19 protein-coding genes are annotated in these 19,209 nt (G+C 41.7%); 2 read left to right on the top strand and 17 right to left on the bottom strand.

Going from position 1 to position 19,209, the window contains the following annotated elements; all coding sequences use genetic code 11:
* Window positions 1–180: 180 nt before the first annotated feature.
* Window positions 181–408: a hypothetical protein gene (locus tag MKL33_RS10700; protein ID WP_002120072.1), complete on the bottom strand. Its 228-nt coding sequence runs from the start codon at window positions 406–408 to the stop codon at window positions 181–183.
* Between the two features lie 290 nt (window positions 409–698).
* Here MKL33_RS10700 and MKL33_RS10705 point away from each other — a divergent pair, with 290 nt between their 5' ends.
* Window positions 699–1,118, top strand: a complete 420-nt coding sequence (locus tag MKL33_RS10705) for a hypothetical protein (RefSeq protein ID WP_014205905.1) — start codon at window positions 699–701, stop codon at window positions 1,116–1,118.
* 48 nt (window positions 1,119–1,166) lie between these two features.
* On the opposite strand, the gene MKL33_RS10710 is transcribed toward MKL33_RS10705, so the two are convergent.
* Entirely contained in the window at window positions 1,167–1,928 is a 762-nt protein-coding gene (locus MKL33_RS10710) for a ferredoxin--NADP reductase (protein ID WP_270906936.1), read from the bottom strand.
* A gap of 86 nt (window positions 1,929–2,014) precedes the next feature.
* On the opposite strand from MKL33_RS10710, the gene gigC reads away from it, so the two are divergent.
* Window positions 2,015–2,899, top strand: coding sequence for a LysR family transcriptional regulator GigC (gigC, locus tag MKL33_RS10715; RefSeq protein ID WP_002120024.1), 885 nt, complete (start codon window positions 2,015–2,017; stop codon window positions 2,897–2,899).
* Window positions 2,900–2,918: 19 nt separating this feature from the next.
* Here the strand turns inward: gigC and MKL33_RS10720 are convergent, their stop codons facing one another.
* The 15 genes from MKL33_RS10720 to ndhC form a co-directional block, all read right to left on the bottom strand.
* The gene (locus MKL33_RS10720; protein WP_005803269.1) at window positions 2,919–3,212 is read right to left on the bottom strand and encodes a cold shock domain-containing protein; all 294 of its coding nucleotides are present in this window, start codon (window positions 3,210–3,212) and stop codon (window positions 2,919–2,921) included.
* 116 nt (window positions 3,213–3,328) lie between these two features.
* Window positions 3,329–3,964, bottom strand: coding sequence for a uracil phosphoribosyltransferase (gene upp / locus MKL33_RS10725; protein WP_002120045.1), 636 nt, complete (start codon window positions 3,962–3,964; stop codon window positions 3,329–3,331).
* A 100-nt stretch (window positions 3,965–4,064) separates the two neighbouring features.
* Window positions 4,065–5,558: an NADH-quinone oxidoreductase subunit NuoN gene (nuoN, locus tag MKL33_RS10730; RefSeq protein WP_002120035.1), complete on the bottom strand. Its 1,494-nt coding sequence runs from the start codon at window positions 5,556–5,558 to the stop codon at window positions 4,065–4,067.
* A 2-nt stretch (window positions 5,559–5,560) separates the two neighbouring features.
* Entirely contained in the window at window positions 5,561–7,159 is a 1,599-nt protein-coding gene (gene nuoM, locus MKL33_RS10735) for an NADH-quinone oxidoreductase subunit M (protein ID WP_002120006.1), read from the bottom strand.
* Between the two features lies 1 nt (window position 7,160).
* The gene (gene nuoL / locus MKL33_RS10740) at window positions 7,161–9,050 is read right to left on the bottom strand and encodes an NADH-quinone oxidoreductase subunit L (RefSeq protein WP_270906937.1); all 1,890 of its coding nucleotides are present in this window, start codon (window positions 9,048–9,050) and stop codon (window positions 7,161–7,163) included.
* Complete coding sequence (gene nuoK / locus MKL33_RS10745) at window positions 9,047–9,355, bottom strand: NADH-quinone oxidoreductase subunit NuoK (protein WP_000529822.1); 309 nt, start codon at window positions 9,353–9,355, stop codon at window positions 9,047–9,049. Before nuoK ends, nuoL begins: the two co-directional genes overlap by 4 nt.
* Entirely contained in the window at window positions 9,355–9,873 is a 519-nt protein-coding gene (gene nuoJ / locus MKL33_RS10750; RefSeq protein WP_014205902.1) for an NADH-quinone oxidoreductase subunit J, read from the bottom strand. Before nuoJ ends, nuoK begins: the two co-directional genes overlap by 1 nt.
* Window positions 9,873–10,415 (bottom strand): NADH-quinone oxidoreductase subunit NuoI, encoded by a 543-nt coding sequence (gene nuoI / locus MKL33_RS10755; protein WP_002120012.1) that lies wholly within the window; start codon window positions 10,413–10,415, stop codon window positions 9,873–9,875. Before nuoI ends, nuoJ begins: the two co-directional genes overlap by 1 nt.
* Window positions 10,416–10,433: 18 nt before the next feature.
* Entirely contained in the window at window positions 10,434–11,450 is a 1,017-nt protein-coding gene (nuoH, locus tag MKL33_RS10760) for an NADH-quinone oxidoreductase subunit NuoH (RefSeq protein WP_004703499.1), read from the bottom strand.
* A 3-nt stretch (window positions 11,451–11,453) separates the two neighbouring features.
* A complete protein-coding gene (nuoG, locus tag MKL33_RS10765) occupies window positions 11,454–14,138 on the bottom strand; it encodes an NADH-quinone oxidoreductase subunit NuoG (RefSeq protein WP_014205900.1) in 2,685 nt (894 codons plus the stop codon).
* Between the two features lie 11 nt (window positions 14,139–14,149).
* Window positions 14,150–15,481 (bottom strand): NADH-quinone oxidoreductase subunit NuoF, encoded by a 1,332-nt coding sequence (nuoF, locus tag MKL33_RS10770; RefSeq protein ID WP_002120030.1) that lies wholly within the window; start codon window positions 15,479–15,481, stop codon window positions 14,150–14,152.
* The gene (gene nuoE / locus MKL33_RS10775) at window positions 15,478–15,987 is read right to left on the bottom strand and encodes an NADH-quinone oxidoreductase subunit NuoE (RefSeq protein ID WP_002120040.1); all 510 of its coding nucleotides are present in this window, start codon (window positions 15,985–15,987) and stop codon (window positions 15,478–15,480) included. The genes nuoF and nuoE overlap by 4 nt, the downstream gene beginning before the upstream one ends.
* Window positions 15,988–16,000: 13 nt before the next feature.
* Window positions 16,001–17,788, bottom strand: a complete 1,788-nt coding sequence (gene nuoC / locus MKL33_RS10780) for an NADH-quinone oxidoreductase subunit C/D (RefSeq protein WP_002120052.1) — start codon at window positions 17,786–17,788, stop codon at window positions 16,001–16,003.
* An 84-nt stretch (window positions 17,789–17,872) separates the two neighbouring features.
* Complete coding sequence (locus MKL33_RS10785) at window positions 17,873–18,550, bottom strand: NuoB/complex I 20 kDa subunit family protein (RefSeq protein ID WP_002120034.1); 678 nt, start codon at window positions 18,548–18,550, stop codon at window positions 17,873–17,875.
* 6 nt (window positions 18,551–18,556) lie between these two features.
* Window positions 18,557–19,108 (bottom strand): NADH-quinone oxidoreductase subunit A, encoded by a 552-nt coding sequence (gene ndhC, locus MKL33_RS10790; protein ID WP_002120061.1) that lies wholly within the window; start codon window positions 19,106–19,108, stop codon window positions 18,557–18,559.
* Window positions 19,109–19,209 lie beyond the last annotated feature (101 nt).

Genomic DNA, 19,209 nt, shown 5'->3' on the forward strand with positions numbered 1-19,209 from the left:
ATGAAAAACACTTTTCGTTGTTAAAAATGACGATAAATGCGGTCTATCTCACCTTATGTTTTGAATATTTTCTAATCAACACACTTCTACATAAATACAACAAATTGATGCAAAAGGTTGCAAAAAAAGCCTTCAGGTCACATCCCAAAGGCTTTCTATAAAGATATACTGGTTAGCTTATTAACCTTTATAAATATTCAAATCTGAAGTGCTCTTAATGACATGTGGTGTGACCTCATGTTGAAAAGCGGCTTCTTCTTTAGGTGTTTTGCTGTGATCAGCAACCATGTAGACGATGAGTGCAATAAGAAAAAGCCCAACAATAATTAAAATGTAAACTGGCAATCTTCTTTTTTTCGCAGTTTCTTCAGGACTCGTCACATGAGGTGGTTTTGAAAAATCATGCATCTTCTTTCCCCTCTTCTTTTATCATTAACTTTATAATCATCATAGCAATTTGGTTTGTTGCATTGTGTGAAAAAGCATTATGCTAAGGTGTCTGTGTTTGCAAAACTCTACTATTAAAATAATAAAAACAGTATAAAATTTAGGCAAAAATATTTAGCCATTAAAAAATAATGACAAGTTATGCTCGAGCTTCTTTGAGGTTCTATTTGTAATACAATATGTTTTAGCGCTTACTTTTTATAAAATAGGCTATAATAAGCCCCCTTGTTTTAAAGCTGCTCTATTTTATGATGTATCGTCAGCAAAACGTAACACTTGATCTCGACACTGACGTCACACATCAATGTTATATACATCAGACGAGAGACGAACATCTCATTGGTATTATTGAATTTAATAAACCAAGTTATGAACTCAAATGGGGTGATTTAGAGTATTTTCGTCGCCGTACTGAAGAATTTTCGGTCATGCCATTTCCTGACTGCATTAATGCCATGATTGTTGATATTCGTAATATCAATATTTTTCTAGACAATGATGTTCCAATCTTGCCTTGGCGCTTACTAGAAGAAGACTGTCCTGTTCGCTTAGTCGTTCCACAAGATCGTTTGGAACATTATGCAGGTCTTTTTGAGCCAACTTGGCTTTCAACCGATGTAGATAGCGCAATTTCAGAAATTCGCGAATTTATGGATATGTTTGTCCACTAATAAACATATCCATAAAATTAATTATAAAGTTGTTTTCACCGCAATTTATTACCAGTAATTTTCTACCGCAATATTTCCCTCACCTCGACGGTTCATCGTCAAACCACGGCGTTTTAAAGCCTCTTTCGTGTCATCTACCATTTGCGGATTTCCGCAAAGCATGACGTGGCTTGTGGCAGGATTCAGCTCTATACCAGCAGATTTTTCTAATTCACCATTTTCAATCAGAATCGGCAAACGATCATGCAATAGCGCAGATGGATCTCGAGTAATAATCGAAATAAATTTAAATCCGTTATGTCCTTCCCCAAAAGTTTGAGCAATCTCTTTAATACGATCAACGTAAGCTAACTCAGCTCCGGTACGGACACTGTAGACCAAATTAATTTTTTGATATTTAGACCATGTATCGAAGTCTTGTAGCATAGATAAAAATGGAGCTAAACCCGTACCTGTTGCTAATAACCATAAATCATGCGGTAAAGGTTGTTGATAGCGAGCTAAAGTCAAATAACCATAAGGTATTTTTTCTAAATAAAGCTCATCTCCTACCTTTAAATGTTGAAGATTTGACGTAAATGCACCGTCTGGTACCACAATCGAAAAAAACTCAAGCGTTTCATCAAATGGTGATGAGACTACCGAATAAGCACGAACAACGAGTTCCTCTCCAACTTTTAGCCCAATACGTGCGAATTGCCCAGCTGTAAATTTAAAATGTGCAGGGCGAGTCATGGTGAAACTAAAAAGAGTTGGAGTCCAGCGGTGTACAGATAAAACTTTTTCTACGCTAAATTTTTCAATTGACATGATTTCAACGTGGCATGAAATAGTGCGCTCATGTTAGCATGACAGCCGAAATAATGAATACTTTTAAACGTTAAGGCTTTTTAAACATGCGCATGACATTACGCCAGTTGGCTGTTTTTGTAGCAGTCGCTCAAGAAGGAACTGTCACCAAAGCGAGTGATGCGGTCAGACTGACGCAAAGTGCAGCAAGTATGGCTTTAGCCGATTTAGAGGATGGCCTTGGTGCTCCTCTATTTGATCGTTTAGGTAAACGATTACAGCTTAATGATTTAGGTCGTTTTTTATTGCCTCAAGCATTAGAAATATTAGGTCGCTGTGAAGCTTTTGAGCAAGCTGCAAAAGGTGAATTGCAAAGCATTGATTTACGTATTGGGGCCACTTTAACGATTAGTGATTACCTCATGCCAGATTTAATGGCAAACTTTTTACAGCATCATCCTAAAGCACATTTGCAATTACAAGTGGGCAATACACGCCAAATGATTGAAGCAGTCAATCAATTCCAACTTGATTTAGCTTTAATTGAAGGCTCATGTCACTTACCTCAACTCCAATGTATTCATTGGCGTGATGATGAGCTTGCAGTTTGCTGTGCCCCAAATCACCCGTTAGCACGTTTAAATAGACCTCTAACAGCGCATGATTTTCTTCAAGTCGAATGGATTTTACGTGAAGAAGGTTCAGGAACGCGTGAAGTATTTGATAATGCGATATTGCAAGATCTGCCAGACGCGAATATTCGCTTAACTCTAGGTCACAATGAAGCAATTTTAAAAATCGTTGCTGGTGGTTTAGGTATGTCATGTATTTCTAAACTTGCCATTGAACCTTTAATTGAAAAGGGACAATTAGTAATTTTAGATACACCATTCTGGCAGCTTACCCGTCCGCTTTATATGCTGGTACATCGTCAAAAATATCAGGGTCCAGGTCTCAAAGCATTCTTACAATTCTGTGAAGATCAGGTTTAAAACCTGATCTTTTCGTTGATTAGCGTCGAAAATTTGATAGCAATTCGCTTGTGATCGCTTTATTGTGATCTGCAATTTTATTTTTCTTGGTTTTCGCAGGATTCGGGTCAACACGCTCAATTTTGATCGCTTTAAATTTGCCCTGATTATCTGCGGCAAGAAATCTCACTTTTTCATTTCTTTTCGGTTCGCCCTCCGATGCAGGGAAATCAGAAATATGAAAGAAAATATCTCCTTCAGTAGTTTCAATAAAACCAAACCCTTTATCAGGGTTATATTGTTTTACCCATCCAGTATAAAACTCTTGCTTCATGATCTTTCCCCTACTTTTCTAATCCAGTCGTTGCAGTAAATAAAAAAGAGACTCACGATTCCGTTTTTAAAATTATACGGTTGAATGAAGTCTCTTTTTAATGCTATTTCAAAAAATTAATCTTTTTGTACACTACCAAAAATTTTATCGCCAGCATCACCCAAGCCAGGAACAATATAACCTTGTTCATTTAAGCCATTATCAATAGATGCCGTATAAATTTGCACATCCGGATGAGCTGCTTCAACTTTAGCAACGCCTTCAGGTGCAGCAACCAACACCATAACACGGATATCTTTACAACCACTTGCCTTTAACACATCAATAGCAGCAACTAACGAATTACCCGTTGCTAGCATTGGGTCAATAATCATCGCAAGACGATTAGCCACATCCGGAACTAATTTTTTGTAATACGTGCGAACTTCTAATGTTTCTTCATTACGCTCAAGACCTAAAACACTCACTTTTGCGCTTGGAATTAGATTAAGTACGCCATCCAACATACCAATTCCGGCACGTAAAATCGGTACAATCGTTATTTTTTTACCAGCAATACGCTGAGTAGTAACAGTTCCAGCCCATCCATCAATTTCACAATCCACAACTGGTAAATCTTTTGTTGCTTCATAAGTCAATAACATAGTCACTTCCTGAGCAAGCTCACGGAAATTTTTAGTACTGATGTCAGCACGGCGTAACAAGCCTAATTTATGACGAATAAGTGGGTGACGAATTTCTTGAATGGCCACAGATGTTACCTAAAAATATAAAAACGTATTTATTATAATCTTTTTTTAACGCTCAATAAAAAAAAGCCTCCAGATTTGGAGGCTTTTTTGTACACCAGAATTACTGTTGTGAAAGCATGAAATGTAATGGAGATAAAATTTCTGCTTTTAGTGCCAAATTAATCATTGGATCTGGGTAGACACCCAAAATAATAACTAATGCAGCAGCAGCCAATACCATTAAACCACCCACTTTTTGTCCCCAATGAGCATCTGCATCAATACGAGGAGTTTCTGGTGGTGTCATATACATTACAACCATCACACGTAAGTAATAGTACAAACCGATACCACTACCCACAATAATCATTGCAGCTAAGAACCAGTGTTGAGTTGTTACAGCAGCCATTACCACCAAGAACTTACCAATGAAGCCTGCTGTTAATGGAATACCAGCCAAAGACAACATCATGACTGTTAAAGTTGCTGTAAGTACTGGACGACGCCAGAATAAACCACGGTAGTCTGCAAGGCTTTGTGCTTCATCTACGTTGTTATATGGGCTAGACATTAACGCTACTGCACCAAAGGCACCAATAGTTGTTAATACATAAGACACCACATATACAGTTACGCTACCCAAGCTCGCATAAGTCATGCTAATTAAAGCAATTAACAAATAACCAAAGTGAGCAATAGATGAATAACCAAGAATACGTTTTAAGTTAACTTGACGAACAGCGAGTAAGTTACCAACTAAAATCGACAATACAGCAATGATCGTCAAAATAGTTACTAACGAGTTCACCATCATTGCGCCTGAAGCAAGCATATAGCGCACGAACAAACCAATTGTTGCAACTTTAGCAGCAGTCGCTAAGAAAGTTGCCATTGGCGCTGGTGCACCTGCATATACATCCGGTGTCCATTTATGGAACGGCGCAAGCGATAATTTAAATGCAACAGCAAAGATAATAAGTGCTAAACCTAATAACACCATTGGCTGTTTGATTGCTTCAAATAATGCTTGTACAGAATCATAGAATGAAAGCGAACCTGTATATGCATAGATATATGCCATACCCATCAACAACATTGCCGAAGCTGTCGCTGAAAGTACAAGGTATTTAATACCCGCTTCAAGTGAGTTACTACGTTGATAAGTATAAGCAAGTAAGCCATATACAGGAATCGACATTAACTCAAGGCTAATGAAGAACGATGCATAGTGAGAGCTTGCAACCATCAACATTGCACCTGCTACTGAAGCAAGTAACAAAAGATATAACTCTTCGCGGTTGTCTTTATACGTTTCAATGTAAGCATGAGACAAAGTACAACATGCCAATGCCGCAATCAAAATCATAAATTGATAGAACATGGTAAATGGATCAACCATAAACATGCCCATCACATTTGCCGGTACAAACTTACCGCCAAATACTGCAAATAAAATATAAAGTGCAGCAAGGTTTAAACCAACAACAGAAGCTGTTGCGATTAAATTATGATTACGCTTAATTGAAATTAACAGCATGACGACGATTGTTGTCAAAGCAACAATCATCACCGGAGCTAAAGGCATAAGCGTAGAGAATGATACTGTGAAGTTCATGATTATTGGATCTCCACATGGTCAAGTTGAGTAGCTGTTTGCTGAACAGTTTCAACGACTTCTTGTACTGGCACATAACTATTGACCAACCACTGCATGCTTGAATGAGATACATCCAAGAATGTTTGTGGGTAGATACCAAGCCAAACGAGACCAATCGCACAAATCATCAAAATACCAACTTCACGAGCAGATAAGTCTTTCAATGGACTAGTGTAATGTTGCTTTTGTTCAGGATTTGGTTCACCAAATAAAGCACGGTGAATCAAGATCAAGCCATATAAACCTGCAAATACAAGGCTGATAGAAGCAAGAATCGTAAAGACAGGATATTTATTAAATGAACCCATCAAAATCAGGAATTCACCAATAAAGTTACCTAAACCTGGTACACCTACAAGAGCAGCAACGAAGAACATCAAGAAAAATGGCAAGTACTGAAGCTGGCCACGAAGACCACCCATTAAACGTAAATCACGTGTATGTAAACGTTCATAGATTTGACCAGACATAATGAACAATGCAGCTGATGACAAACCATGTGCCAACATCATGATCATTAGACCTTGGAAGGTCAAAATATTACCTGCATAGATTGCAAGTAAGATAAAGCCCATGTGTGAAATCGACGTATACGCAAGTAAACGTTTCATGTCAGTTTGCTGGTAAGCACACCATGCGCCGTAGAAAATACCAATCAAACCGAAAATAATCGCAATGTCTGCAAACTGTGCAGAAGCTGTCGGGAAGAATGGAATAACAAAACGAAGCAAGCCATACGCAGCTGTTTTAATCAAGATACCCGCTAAGTCTACAGAACCTGCTGTAGGAGCTTGAGCATGCGCATCTGGCAACCAACCGTGTAATGGGAATACTGGTAACTTCACCGCAAAACCAATGAAGAAACAGATCATGAAACCGTACGCTAAGCCTGCAGGTAAATGGTTAGCTACAGCTAATAAATAGTTGTAATCAAAACCGATCATGCCCGTCATCATGTAGCCATAAACTACAAGACCTAAGATACCGATTAACATCACCAGACCAGCAATCTGCGTGTAAAGGAAGAACTTAGTAGCAGCGTAAACACGTGAACGACCGTTTGAACCTTTATGACCCCATAACGCAATCAAGAAGTAGATTGGTACAAGCATCATCTCCCAGAAGAAGAAGAACAAGAACAAGTCAATCGCTAAGAATACACCGATAACGCCACCTAAACTCCATAATAGGTTTAAGTGGAAGAAACCAACGTTCTTTTGAATCTCGCCCCATGAACAACCAACAGCAAGTACACCAAGTAACGCTGTTAATAACACCATGAGTAAAGATAAGCCATCCACAGCTAAGTGAATGCCAATACCGAGTGATTGAATCCACGGTAAATAGAACTCAGCAGACCAAGTTGGGATTTTAGAACCCAACTCGTAGCTATAAGTTCCACTTTGCCAAAGCGCAAGACCTAAGCCCAAAGTAATGAGCATACCAATTAAGGCAATCCAGCGTGGCAAAGTTTTGTCGAGCTTATCGACTAACCAACAAATAAAACCGGCAATGAACGGAACAAGGATCAGCGCGGGTAAAATTAAATTGTTTTCCATTTTATTTCCCCACTACCTGAATAACGATCAAGATCATCAATAACACCACTACACCGAGTGACATACTTGATGCGTATTCACGCAATGAACCTGTTTGACGTGAGCTTGTAAAACTGTTTCCGCCTTTCACGAGCGCAGGAAGAACTAACCACAAACCGTCAATCGGATCACGGCCAAAGATTTTGGCGAAGAATAAATAAGGTTTAACAAAAACGATGTCATACAATGCATCAAAACCAAAAGCGGTACGGCAAATATGTGCCAAACCTGAACCCAAACTTGTTTGAGCAAATGATTTCACTGCACCATAAGCAAATGTAAATAATGCTATACCAACAACTAGACCAACTAGTGCAATACCTACTGCTAAGTGCTCTGCCCCATGCATGCCTTCCACAAATTGTTCAGCGACATGGAATTCAGGGATTTTTGCAGTATTCAGAATACCTGCTACTGGTGCTTTTAATACCGCACCAACAAAAGTAGACAATACAGCTAAAATACCCAATGGAGCCCAGTAAGTTGCACCTTTAATTTCATGGTAAGGCGTGTTTTCTTGACCAAAGAATACAACCCAGATTAAACGGAATGTATAGATTGAAGTCAGGAATGCACCCGCTACACCCACCCAATATAAGGTGTGATATAAAGCAACTGATTGACCTTGTACCCAAACTTCACCAAGAATCGCATCTTTAGAGAAGAAGCCAATAGTTAAGAATGGAATAGCTGCTAATGCACCGCCACCAATCGCGAAACAAGCAAACAGGAATTTGTTACGTCTGAACAAACCACCCATTTTGAAAATGTTTTGCTCGTGATGGTAAGCCAGAATAACCGCACCAGAAGACAAGAATAATAATGCCTTAAAGAATGCGTGAGCCAACATGTGGAACAAACCAGCTTGATAAGCTTCAGCACCTACAGCCATAAACATATAGCCAAGCTGACTCATTGTTGAGTAAGCCAAGATACGTTTGATGTCCGTTTGTACAAGTGCAGCAAAACCTGCAACTAACAACGTTACCGCGCCAGTTACTGAAATGAATTGCATCACTTCAGGAGCAAGTTCAAATACGCTGAATAGACGACAGCATAAGTACACACCAGCCGTTACCATTGTTGCAGCGTGGATTAATGCAGAAACAGGTGTTGGACCTGCCATCGCATCTGCCAACCATGTTTGCAATGGAATTTGAGCAGACTTACCAGCAGCACCCAAGAACAACATTAATGCAGTCCAGATGGTAAGTGACGAACTCTTCGTCATTACTTCTGCTGCGTGTTCAACGATGTACTGAGTATTCAGCGTACCAAATTGTTGGTAAAGCAAGAATAAAGCAATAAGCAAGAATACGTCACCAACGCGGGTCACTGTAAACGCTTTGATCGCAGCCCAACCATTTGCAGGGTTTGCATAATAGAAACCGATCAGCAAGTAAGAGCAAAGACCTACACCTTCCCAACCCAAGAATAACAACGCCAAGTTGTCACCCAATACAAGCACAAACATGCTTGCAACAAACAGGTTGAAATAAGAGAAGAAACGCGCATAACCCTCTTCACCACGCATGTACCATGATGCAAAGATGTGGATTAAGAAACCAACACCCGTGATCATACCCATCATGAGTAAAGATAAGCCATCTAAATGTAAGCTAATGCCCGGCGCAAAACCGCCAACATTGAACCATGCCCACAAGTTTTGAACAAAAACTTGCTGACCACTCGTGGTAAATGCCACTCCAGCAATGAGTGCAAATAATGCAGATAAACCTACAGAACCTACACCAATAACTGCTGCAACATTTTCAGAGAGTTTGTCTCGTCCTGCCGCCAATAAAATAAAACCGATTAGCGGAAATAATACTGTTAGATATAAATAACTCATCCGCGCATCTCACTAGCAGCATCCACATCCAAATGATGGAAGCGATGATAGAACTGAAGGACAATCGCAAGACCGATACATGCCTCTGCTGCTGCAAGGGTCAAAATCAAGATGAACATCACTTGCCCATCTGGTTGTGCCCATACGCTACCCGCAAGAACAAATGCCAATGCTGCAGCATTCATCATGATTTCAAGGCTCATTAACATAAATAATAGGTTGCGTCGCACCATTACACCGTAAAAACCGAGTGCAAAAAGGATGGTTGCAACAATCAAACCATGTTCTAAAGGAATCTGGCCCATTATTCTTTTTCCTCTTCTGCACCTGGTTCACGTTTACCTAAGTGGTATGCTGCAACAAGGGCTGCTAGCAATAACATCGCGGCAACTTCAACCAATAATAAATAGTGAGTAAAGAGTGCTTGACCAACTACTTTTGGTCCAATCACTTGTGCCCCAAGCGGTGCTGAAATAGTGGTGTATTCACCACCAAGCATCCAAACTAAAAGCAAGCCGAGTAAGAAACTCATGAGTGCTGGATATGCCCAAGCATCTGAAGAAAGCCATTTGCGTTCTTGTTCAACGGTGTGTTGACCTAAGTTAAGCATCATCACCACGAAGACAAACAGAACCATAATTGCTCCGGCATAAACGATGATTTCAAGAGCACCTGCAAAAGGCGCCCCCACGATCATGAAAATACCAGCAACAGCAAGCAATGAAACAATTAGACTAAGTAGAGCGTGTACAGGGTTCGTGTTAGTCACTACACGAACCGTAGAAACGATGGCCACGAGTGCCATCAAATAAAACGGCCACATCATGGTAATAGACTCCGTACATCGATTGGTGCACTTTCTTTTTGTGCTTGACCTTTCTCTTTACCGTTAATTGCCATACCCGTTACACGGTAGAAGTTGTAATCTGGGTATTTGCCCGGACCTGAAATGAGTAAGTTTTCTTTCTCATAAACAAGGTCTTGACGTACATATTCGCCTAACTCGAAGTCTGGTGTGAGCTGAATCGCAGTTGTTGGACAAGCTTCTTCACACATACCGCAGAAAATACAACGTGAGAAGTTAATACGGAAAAACTCCGGGTACCAACGACCATCTTCTGTTTCTGCTTTTTGTAGTGAGATACAGCCAACCGGACATGCAACCGCACATAGGTTACATGCTACGCAACGCTCTTCCCCATCAGGGTCACGCGTTAATACGATACGACCACGAAAGCGTGGCGGCACAATCTGTTCAGCCGGAACTTCTGGATATAAAATCGTGTCACGTTTACGCGTTGCATGGCTAAACACCATGAGTAACGTACGTACAATTGATCCGAATCCAGCTAGAAATTTATACATTTTGTACTCCCTGCTGTCCTAGGCCTGATTCATCAGAATCACAGCACCAGTCACTAACAAGTTGACCAACGCCAATGGCAAACAAATTTTCCAACCAAAGTTCATGACTTGGTCATAACGTGGACGCATTAAAGAACCACGTGCCAATACAAACATCATTACAAAGAATGCTGTTTTAATCACAAACCAGAATACTGGTGGAACAAATGGAATTTCTAAATTGAATGGCGCTAACCAGCCACCAAAGAATAAAGTCACGATCAATGCAGAGATCAGTACTACGTTGACATATTCAGCAACGAAGAACATACCCCATTTCATACCGCCATATTCAACATGGTAACCTTCTGCCAATTCTTGTTCTGCTTCTGGTTGGTCAAATGGATGACGGTGAGTTACCGCAACACCAGCAACTACGAAAATCAAGAAACCTAAGAATTGCGGAATGACAAACCAAACATCACGTTGTGCTTCAACAATTTCACGAAGGTTAAATGAGCCTGCAATTGCAACCACACCCATCAATGAAATACCCAAGAACACTTCATAAGAAATAGTTTGAGCGGCTGAACGTAAACCACCAAGCAACGAGTATTTGTTATTTGAAGCCCAACCACCAAACAATACTGCATAGACTGCAATACCAGCCATCGCCATGAAGAACAACAAACCGATACTCATGTCGGCAACACCCAGTGAAGGACTCACTGGGATTACCATGAACGAAAGAACCGCTGTTGCCATTGCAACAGCTGGTGCTAAACGGAATGTAAGTTTGTCAGCAAATTTTGGTGTCCAGTCTTCTTTGAACATGATCTTGAGCATGTCGGCAACGATCTGGAACATACCACCAGGACCAACACGGTTTGGGCCATAACGGTCTTGCCACCAAGCAAGTAAACGACGCTCAATAAAAGACATCAACGCCGCAACTAAAACCACAACAAGCAAAATCACAACTGCTTGAACGACAGCGTAAGCAATCGGCCAGTTCTCAGCCCAAAGTGGCGTTTGACGTATAATTTCTTGATTCATGAATTACACTCCTAAAGCCACTGAAACAGGCTCAGCTAGTGACACCATTGGTGCTAAGCCAACTGGGTAACCAATATAACCTGTAGGTAAATATTCAATTACTTGTACAGGCAAGCTTACAGTCGTTTCGCCTGCTTTTACTGTAATGCGTTGACCTTCTTGAAGGTTTAAACGAGTTGCATCTTGTTCGCCCACTGCAAACACAGCTTCAGGAATACGAGTTTCCATTGCAGGTGTTTTAATCGTGAATTCACCAGAACCAAAAATATGATGCATTGGTACTAAGCGGAAACTTTCAGGGTTTGCAACTACTGGCACTGGAGCAACGTAGCTGCGTGCAGGACGTTTTGCCAAGCGATCGAATAAACGAACCCCAGAATCACCACCTTTTAAGTGACCACCGACTTCATCCTGGTATTTGTTCCAAGATTGTGGAGAGTTCCAACCCGGAGCCCATGCAAATGGTACTAATGATGATGCTTTTTGCGGACCAACATAACCTTCCATTGAGAATGTTAATGCTGAATCTGGATCGGTAGGCTGTTTAGGCTCATGAACCGATAAAGGCGCACGCATTGCTGTACGACCTGAATAACGACGTGGTTCACGCGCGATTTTCAAGCCATGTACACGATAACCTGCATCAGGCGCAACATCTTGGATAGCTTCAAGTACTGGTACATTTTTCACGATGCTTTCAATTACATCGTCAAGCAATGTCCAATCTACAGCCTTACCTTTAATGCCAGTTTCAATGGCATGTAACCAACGCCATGATTCTTTAATTGCATATTCAGGTTTGTAGTAGCTTGGATCGTAAACTTGATAGAAACGCTGTGCACGACCTTCTTGGCTTACAACAGTACCATCACCCTCTGCAAAGCTTGCTGCCGAAAGAACGATATCAGCCTGTTTCACAGTTTCAGTTTCACTGTGATCAAGCACGATTACTGTTTCAGCTTTATCTAATGCAGCTTGTACTTGTGCAGCTGGTAAGCGACGGAACAAGTCATTTTCAACAATAACAAGTGTGTCGTAGTCTTGAGCAAATGCTTGTTCAAGGCTTAAACCACCAAACAATGCCAAGCCCATAGAGTTCACTTCAGGAACTACAAGACTTAAACCAGCTTTAGAACCTAGGTTCTGAGTCAACTGTGCTGCAGCTTCCATAATAGAAGCATCTTGCAAGCTTGTACCCGCAATAATTAATGGTTTGTTTGCTGCTTTTAGAGTGTCAGCAATGGTTTGAGCAAATGCTTTTGCATCTTCATCTAAACCACTGACAACTTCACCATTCACTGCCGCAGCAACTGCAAAGCCTAAACGTGCGATGTCATTTGGAGAAGCAACCACTTCACCAGTTGCAACGTCAGCAAGACGAGTTTGAGTTGCAGCTAAAATGTAAACCGGAGATTTTGCTTCTTGGCCAATACGTTGTACAGGCTCAGCTAACCAATCTGGTGTACGTGTTTTTGCAGCCATTTCACGCGCTTTGTTTTTCGCAGCTTGGCGAACAGACAATGCCATGCGAGGTGCAGTTTGAGTTAGGTCTTCACCTAAGATCAGAACAGCATCATAGCTTTCAATTTCACGCATATTCGGGTTGTAGATACCCTCGGTTTGCATGATAGATGCAGCAAGTTCAACAAGCTTTTGCTCTTTTTGTGCAATACCAGTTGAGTAATTTGCCTGACCTACAAGCTCACGTAATGCGTAGTTCGATTCCAAGCTTGCGCGAGGAGAACCAATACCCAAAACTTTTTTGCCTTGAAGCTTAGCAATCGCTTGATCGAGAGCTTGATCGACAGAAACAGTTGCAACAGTTTCACCATTACGGAACTGAGGCTGACGTGGACGGTCTGCACGGTTCACATAACCTGTGCCAAAACGACCTTTGTCACAAAGGAAGTACTGGTTAACCGAACCATTAAAACGGTTTTCTACGCGACGGATTTCACCATAACGTTCACCCGGAGAAATGTTACAGCCAGAAGAACAGCCTTGACACACGCTTGGTGCATACTGCATGTCCCACTTACGGTTATAACGCTCTGAATGAGTCTTATCAGTAAATACACCTGTTGGACATACTTCAGTCAAGTTACCAGAGAATTCAGACTCTAAAGTACCTGATTCTGGACGACCAAAGTAAACACGAGATGCATTGGCATATACGCCAAAATCTGTACCGCCCGCATAGTCTTTGTAGTAACGAACACAACGGTAACAAGCAATACAGCGGTTCATTTCATGCGCAATGAATGAGCCGAGTTCTTGGTTGTAATGCGTACGTTTTGTAAAACGGTAGCGTCGACGATCATGACCCGTCATTACAGTCATATCTTGTAAATGACAGTGACCACCCTCTTCACAAACTGGACAGTCGTGCGGGTGATTCGTCATCAAAAATTCAACAATAGACGCACGGAAATCCGTTGCTTCTTTGTCTTCAATTGAGATATAGGTATTGTCAGATGCTGGTGTCATGCAAGACATGACCAAACGACCACGCGTATCTTCTGGATTCGCATATTGCGTAACAGCACATTGACGGCAAGAACCAACCGAACCTAAGGATGGATGCCAACAAAAATATGGGATGTCGATGCCCAGACTCAAACATGCTTGTAGCAAGTTTTCCGAGCCGTTGACTTCATACGATTTTCCATCGACATGAATTGTAGCCATAGTCGAATTCCTTAAGCTTGTTCTACGTTGCTGGTTTGCACGACAGGACGATTCGTCACTTTCGCTTCAAACTCACCACGGAAATGTTTGAGTGCGCCCATAAGCGGCTCCATCGCACCTGGTGCGTGGGCACAGAAAGTTTTACCAATCCATAATTTACGAGTTAGTTCTTGTAAATGGTCGATATCTTCTTTCTTACCTTCGCCTGCTTCAAGTGCTTTAAGCGCTTTAACAGCCCATGGCAAACCATCACGACATGGTGTACAGAAACCACATGATTCACGCGCAAAGAACTCTTCTAAGTTACGAGTGAGCGATACCATGCATTGGGTTTCATCTACCACCATTAACAAACATGTTCCCAAACGAGAACCTGCTTTCATAATCGTGTCTGCATCCATTGGTAAATCAATGGTATCTGCTGGTAAAAAGTCAGTTGAAGCACCACCTGGTAACCATGCTTTGAGCTTTAAGCCCTCACGCATACCACCTGCATGATCTTCAATTACTTCACGTGCAGTTGTACCAAACGGTAATTCCCAAAGACCGGGGAATTTAACTTTACCCGATGCACCATAAATTTTAGTGCCTGGATCTTTTGATTTACCAGCTGATAAACCGATATACCACTCTGGTCCACGAAGCATGATTGCTGGCAAGTTGTTATAAGTTTCAACGTTGTTCACAATCGTCGGACGGCCCCATGCTCCTGCAACTTGCGGGAACGGTGGCTTAGTACGTGGGTTAGCACGACGGCCTTCAAGCGAGTTAATTAATGCAGTTTCTTCACCACAGATATAACGCCCTGCACCCGTATGTACATGCAGATCAAAATTCCAGCCAGAACCTAAGATGTTTTCGCCTAAATAACCTTTAGCACGAATCTGTTCTAATGCTTCATTTAGATATTGAGCTGCCTCGATGTATTCACCGCGGATAAAGATATAACCTTGAGTTGCTTCTAAGGTATAACCCGCAATTAACATCCCTTCGATCAATTGATGTGGAAGTTTTTCCATCAACAAACGGTCTTTAAAAGTACCCGGTTCCATTTCGTCGGCATTACAGATCAAGTAACGTGGACCACCATCATTTGGTGCCATCAATGACCATTTAATACCCGCTGGGAAACCCGCACCACCACGACCTTTTACAGTTGCAGCTTTAATGACGTCTAACACTTCAGCAGGTTTCATGCCTAATGCTTTTTTAAAGCCAGCATAACCTTCAAGTGCTTCGTAATCATCAGCACTACGTACCGCTTCTTGTTTGCTTAAACGCCAAGTGAGCGGATGAGTTTCTGGATTACCGTCGCCATAAATTGGTTTTGGTTCAGTATTCATACATACTTCTCCAATAACTGTTTAATTGATGTCACTTCTACTAAACCATGAGTATCTTCATCAATCATTAAAGTTGGGCCTTTGTCGCAGTTACCTAGGCAGCAAATTGGAAGCAATGTAAAACGACCATCTGGTGTCGTTTGACCATACTGAATTCCTAATTCACGCTGGAATGCTTCAGCAAGAGTTTCTGCACCCATTAAGAAGCAAGCAATTGAGTCGCAAAGTAAAATTACGTGACGACCTACCGGATGGCGATAGATACGGTTGTAAAATGTTGCAACGCCTTCCAAATCAGCAACACTCATCGACAACAACTGTGCGATGGCATTCATTTGAGCGTCATCTACCCAACCATTACGGCGCTGTACACACTTCAATGCATCTAAAGAGGCTGCACGAGGGTATGGATAGTGACCAATGTGATGTTCGATTTCGTGAATTTCTTCCGCAGTCAAAATCCCTTCGACATTCACACGTGGTTTTTTATCAGTCAAAATCATCATTATGTGTTACCTCTTAGCGATCCACGTCAGCCATAACCACGTCAATGGTCGCCAGATAAATGATTAAGTCAGACACTAAACTTCCGTTAATCACTGAAGGCATTTGCTGTAAGTGAGTAAACGTCGGTGTACGAATACGAGTACGATAACTCATGGTCGCTTTATCTGAAGTCAAGTAGTAAGTACTTGCACCTTTAACCACTTCAGTCATAAATGATGACTCGCCCGCTGGCATGACAGGACCCCATGAAACGCTCAAGAAGTGCGTAATCAAGGTTTCAATATCTTGTAATGTCTTATCTTTCGGTGGTGGAACAGCCAATGGATGATCCGCTTTGTATGGACCAGAAGGCATGTTATCCAAGCACTGTTGAATAATTTTTAGCGACTCGGTAATTTCACGGAAGTGAACAAGCACACGTGCATAAGCATCGCCTTCATACTCAACCGGCACATCAAAATCGAAGTTTTCATAGCCGCTGTATGGACGATATTTACGAACGTCAAAATCGATACCTGTTGCACGTAAACCAGTACCAGTTACACCCCATGCGAGTGCAGATTTGGCATCGTATTGTGCAACATTACGCGTACGACCAATAAACACAGAGTTTTTCAATGCAGCTGTGTAGTATTCGTTTAAGCGTTTAGGCATCCACTCTAGCAATTCTTTAACAAGCTTTTGCCAGTTGTTTGGAAGATCGTGTGCTGTACCACCAATACGGAACCATGCTGGATGCATACGGTAACCCGTGATTGCTTCGACAATGTCGTAAACTTTTTGACGGTCTGCGAACATATAGAATACTGGTGTCATACCACCGGCATCCTGAATTGCCGTACCACAGAATAATAAGTGGTTATTAATACGGAACAATTCGTTCAACATGACACGAATCACTTGCGCACGTTCAGGAACTTTAATACCTGCCATTTGCTCAACAGCCATCACATACGGCATGTTTTGAGCACAACCACCTAAGTAGTCAACACGGTCAGTATAGGGAATGAAAGAATGCCATGTTTGACGTTCAGCCATCTTTTCCACACCACGGTGGTGATAACCGATATCAGGTACACAGTCCTTCACTTCTTCGCCATCTAACTGCAATACAACACGGAACGCACCATGTGCAGATGGATGGTTAGGACCCAAGTTCAAGAACATGAAGTCTTCATCAGCGTTACCACGCTTAAGGCCCCAGTCTTCTGGTACAAAACGTAAGTGCTCTTGTTCAAAGTCTTGTTTCGCTTTGTCTTGCATGTACGGCGTATATTCTGTCGCACGTGCTGAATATTCTTTACGAAGCGGATGACCTTCCCAATAGGTTGGCAACAAAATACGACGGAGCATTGGATGCCCTTCAAAATTGATACCGAACATATCGTAAGCTTCACGTTCATACCAGTTGGCATTTGGCCAGATATTTGTCGCTGTCGGAATGTTTAGATCATTTTCGTTCAAGGCAACCTTGATACGAATGTCACTATTACGCTCAAGCGATAATAAATGATAGAACACAGTGAAGTCAGATGCTGGTAAACCATCACGATGAACACGTAAACGTTCATCCATCGCAGATAAGTCAAACAGCATTACATACGGACGTTCCACTTTACGCAGGAACATAAGGACTTCTTGCACGCGTGCGCGCTCGACCCAGACTGTTGGAAACTCTTCAAAAGTCGCCTGCACGTAAAAGTTCTCACCAAATTTGGTTTTGAGCTCTTCTACGATTGCAAATGCTGGGCGTGAATCAACTGCTGTTGACTCTGGCATAGCAATGTCAGTTTCAGCCATTGGCTTGGCTTCCTATTTAATACAAATTCTGTCAATTTTCTCGATGAACATATCAGTTAGATATGTCAAAACACCGTCAAAAAATTATTTAATCTCATCCATAGAGCGTAAGTTTTTAACGGCAATACGCTCAGCATTCTTACGGTCACGTTCTGGCATCATCTTTGGCTTATATACTGGCTGAAGATCATCACCGATCACGGCAGAAAGCGGGCGTCGCTCTAATTGAATCTGGTCTTGTAAAAGCATTAAAGCTTGAATTAATGCTTCAGGACGAGGCGGACAACCTGGGACGTACACGTCAACAGGAATAATTTTGTCTACACCTTGTACTACTGAATAGATGTCGTACATACCTCCAGAGTTTGCACAAGCACCCATCGAAATGACCCATTTAGGCTCTAACATCTGTTCATACAGACGCTGAATAACTGGTGCCATTTTTACGAAACAGGTACCTGCAACAATCATCAAGTCAGCCTGACGAGGTGAAGCACGGATAACCTCTGCACCGAAACGTGACAAGTCATGCACACCTGTTAAGGTCGTTGCATATTCGACGTAACAACATGAGGTACCAAAGTTAAATGGCCACAAAGAGTTTTTACGTCCCCAGTTTACTGCTGTATGCAAGACATCCTCTAAACGAGTCATGAATACGTTTTTATTCACTTCCTCTTCAAGCGGATCCGTCACAATTTGACGTTCTTGCAATGGGTATTGATCAGCATCCGGATTCGCGCGGGTCAGAGTATATTTCATCCCGACTTACTCCTTTTCAGATGACAATGCAGGTGTAGTTTTTGACTTAACACGACCTGATGATTGAGCTGGGATCTGGCCTGTAGGGTCAGTTACGAGCTCTTCAATAGAATTAAAGCGTGTAATTTCAGCAATGTTCATTGTTGGTGAACCGATTTTAACCGCCTCACCTGCTGATTTACGGCGATCTGCTGGTGACCAACTTAAAGCACCTACAGAGAAGGCATAAACAAGCGCAATCAATAAATCAACGACAAAGATCACTACAGTGGTATATCCCAACCACCCAACTTCACGCACAGAAGTAGACCATGCATAGAGGTAAAGTGCCTCTAAGTCGAAGACAACAAAGAAAATTGCAACTAAATAGAACTTTGCAGACAGGCGAATGCGAGCGCCACCAGCACTCACGACACCTGATTCAAACTGCTCTTGCTTAGCACGTCCCCACGATTTTCCCCCGAGGAGTAAGGGAACTGTGAGCATAAAGACGCAAAGAAATGTAACGCCGATCACGAAGGCGATAATCGCCCAGTCGTATGGAGTAATGGCACTCATGCGGGGATAACTCCTGGCAGGCCTATTATTTAACAAAGAATGTATGTATTGGCCTTCAAATACACCAAACACAAAATTAATCCCGCCAATTGTACCTGATT

This window comes from Acinetobacter sp. AOR43_HL (assembly GCF_027854635.1).
In the GTDB taxonomy this organism is placed as follows: domain Bacteria; phylum Pseudomonadota; class Gammaproteobacteria; order Pseudomonadales; family Moraxellaceae; genus Acinetobacter; species Acinetobacter pittii.

What these genes read in the sequence shown, in the direction of transcription:
- nuoE (WP_002120040.1), bottom strand. Translation starts at nt 15,987, where the DNA reads ATGATGATTTTGACTGATAAAAAACCACGTGTGAATGTCGAAGGGATT.
- MKL33_RS10785 (WP_002120034.1), bottom strand. Translation starts at nt 18,550, where the DNA reads ATGAAATATACTCTGACCCGCGCGAATCCGGATGCTGATCAATACCCA.
- nuoG (WP_014205900.1), bottom strand. Translation starts at nt 14,138, where the DNA reads ATGGCTACAATTCATGTCGATGGAAAATCGTATGAAGTCAACGGCTCG.
- nuoL (WP_270906937.1), bottom strand. Translation starts at nt 9,050, where the DNA reads ATGAGTTATTTATATCTAACAGTATTATTTCCGCTAATCGGTTTTATT.
- MKL33_RS10710 (WP_270906936.1), bottom strand. Translation starts at nt 1,928, where the DNA reads ATGTCAATTGAAAAATTTAGCGTAGAAAAAGTTTTATCTGTACACCGC.
- nuoI (WP_002120012.1), bottom strand. Translation starts at nt 10,415, where the DNA reads ATGTATAAATTTCTAGCTGGATTCGGATCAATTGTACGTACGTTACTC.
- nuoH (WP_004703499.1), bottom strand. Translation starts at nt 11,450, where the DNA reads ATGAATCAAGAAATTATACGTCAAACGCCACTTTGGGCTGAGAACTGG.
- nuoN (WP_002120035.1), bottom strand. Translation starts at nt 5,558, where the DNA reads ATGAACTTCACAGTATCATTCTCTACGCTTATGCCTTTAGCTCCGGTG.
- MKL33_RS10700 (WP_002120072.1), bottom strand. Translation starts at nt 408, where the DNA reads ATGCATGATTTTTCAAAACCACCTCATGTGACGAGTCCTGAAGAAACT.
- nuoF (WP_002120030.1), bottom strand. Translation starts at nt 15,481, where the DNA reads ATGAATACTGAACCAAAACCAATTTATGGCGACGGTAATCCAGAAACT.
- MKL33_RS10720 (WP_005803269.1), bottom strand. Translation starts at nt 3,212, where the DNA reads ATGAAGCAAGAGTTTTATACTGGATGGGTAAAACAATATAACCCTGAT.
- MKL33_RS10705 (WP_014205905.1), top strand. Translation starts at nt 699, where the DNA reads ATGTATCGTCAGCAAAACGTAACACTTGATCTCGACACTGACGTCACA.
- nuoK (WP_000529822.1), bottom strand. Translation starts at nt 9,355, where the DNA reads ATGGGCCAGATTCCTTTAGAACATGGTTTGATTGTTGCAACCATCCTT.
- ndhC (WP_002120061.1), bottom strand. Translation starts at nt 19,108, where the DNA reads ATGAGTGCCATTACTCCATACGACTGGGCGATTATCGCCTTCGTGATC.
- gigC (WP_002120024.1), top strand. Translation starts at nt 2,015, where the DNA reads ATGCGCATGACATTACGCCAGTTGGCTGTTTTTGTAGCAGTCGCTCAA.
- nuoJ (WP_014205902.1), bottom strand. Translation starts at nt 9,873, where the DNA reads ATGTGGCCGTTTTATTTGATGGCACTCGTGGCCATCGTTTCTACGGTT.
- nuoM (WP_002120006.1), bottom strand. Translation starts at nt 7,159, where the DNA reads ATGGAAAACAATTTAATTTTACCCGCGCTGATCCTTGTTCCGTTCATT.
- nuoC (WP_002120052.1), bottom strand. Translation starts at nt 17,788, where the DNA reads ATGGCTGAAACTGACATTGCTATGCCAGAGTCAACAGCAGTTGATTCA.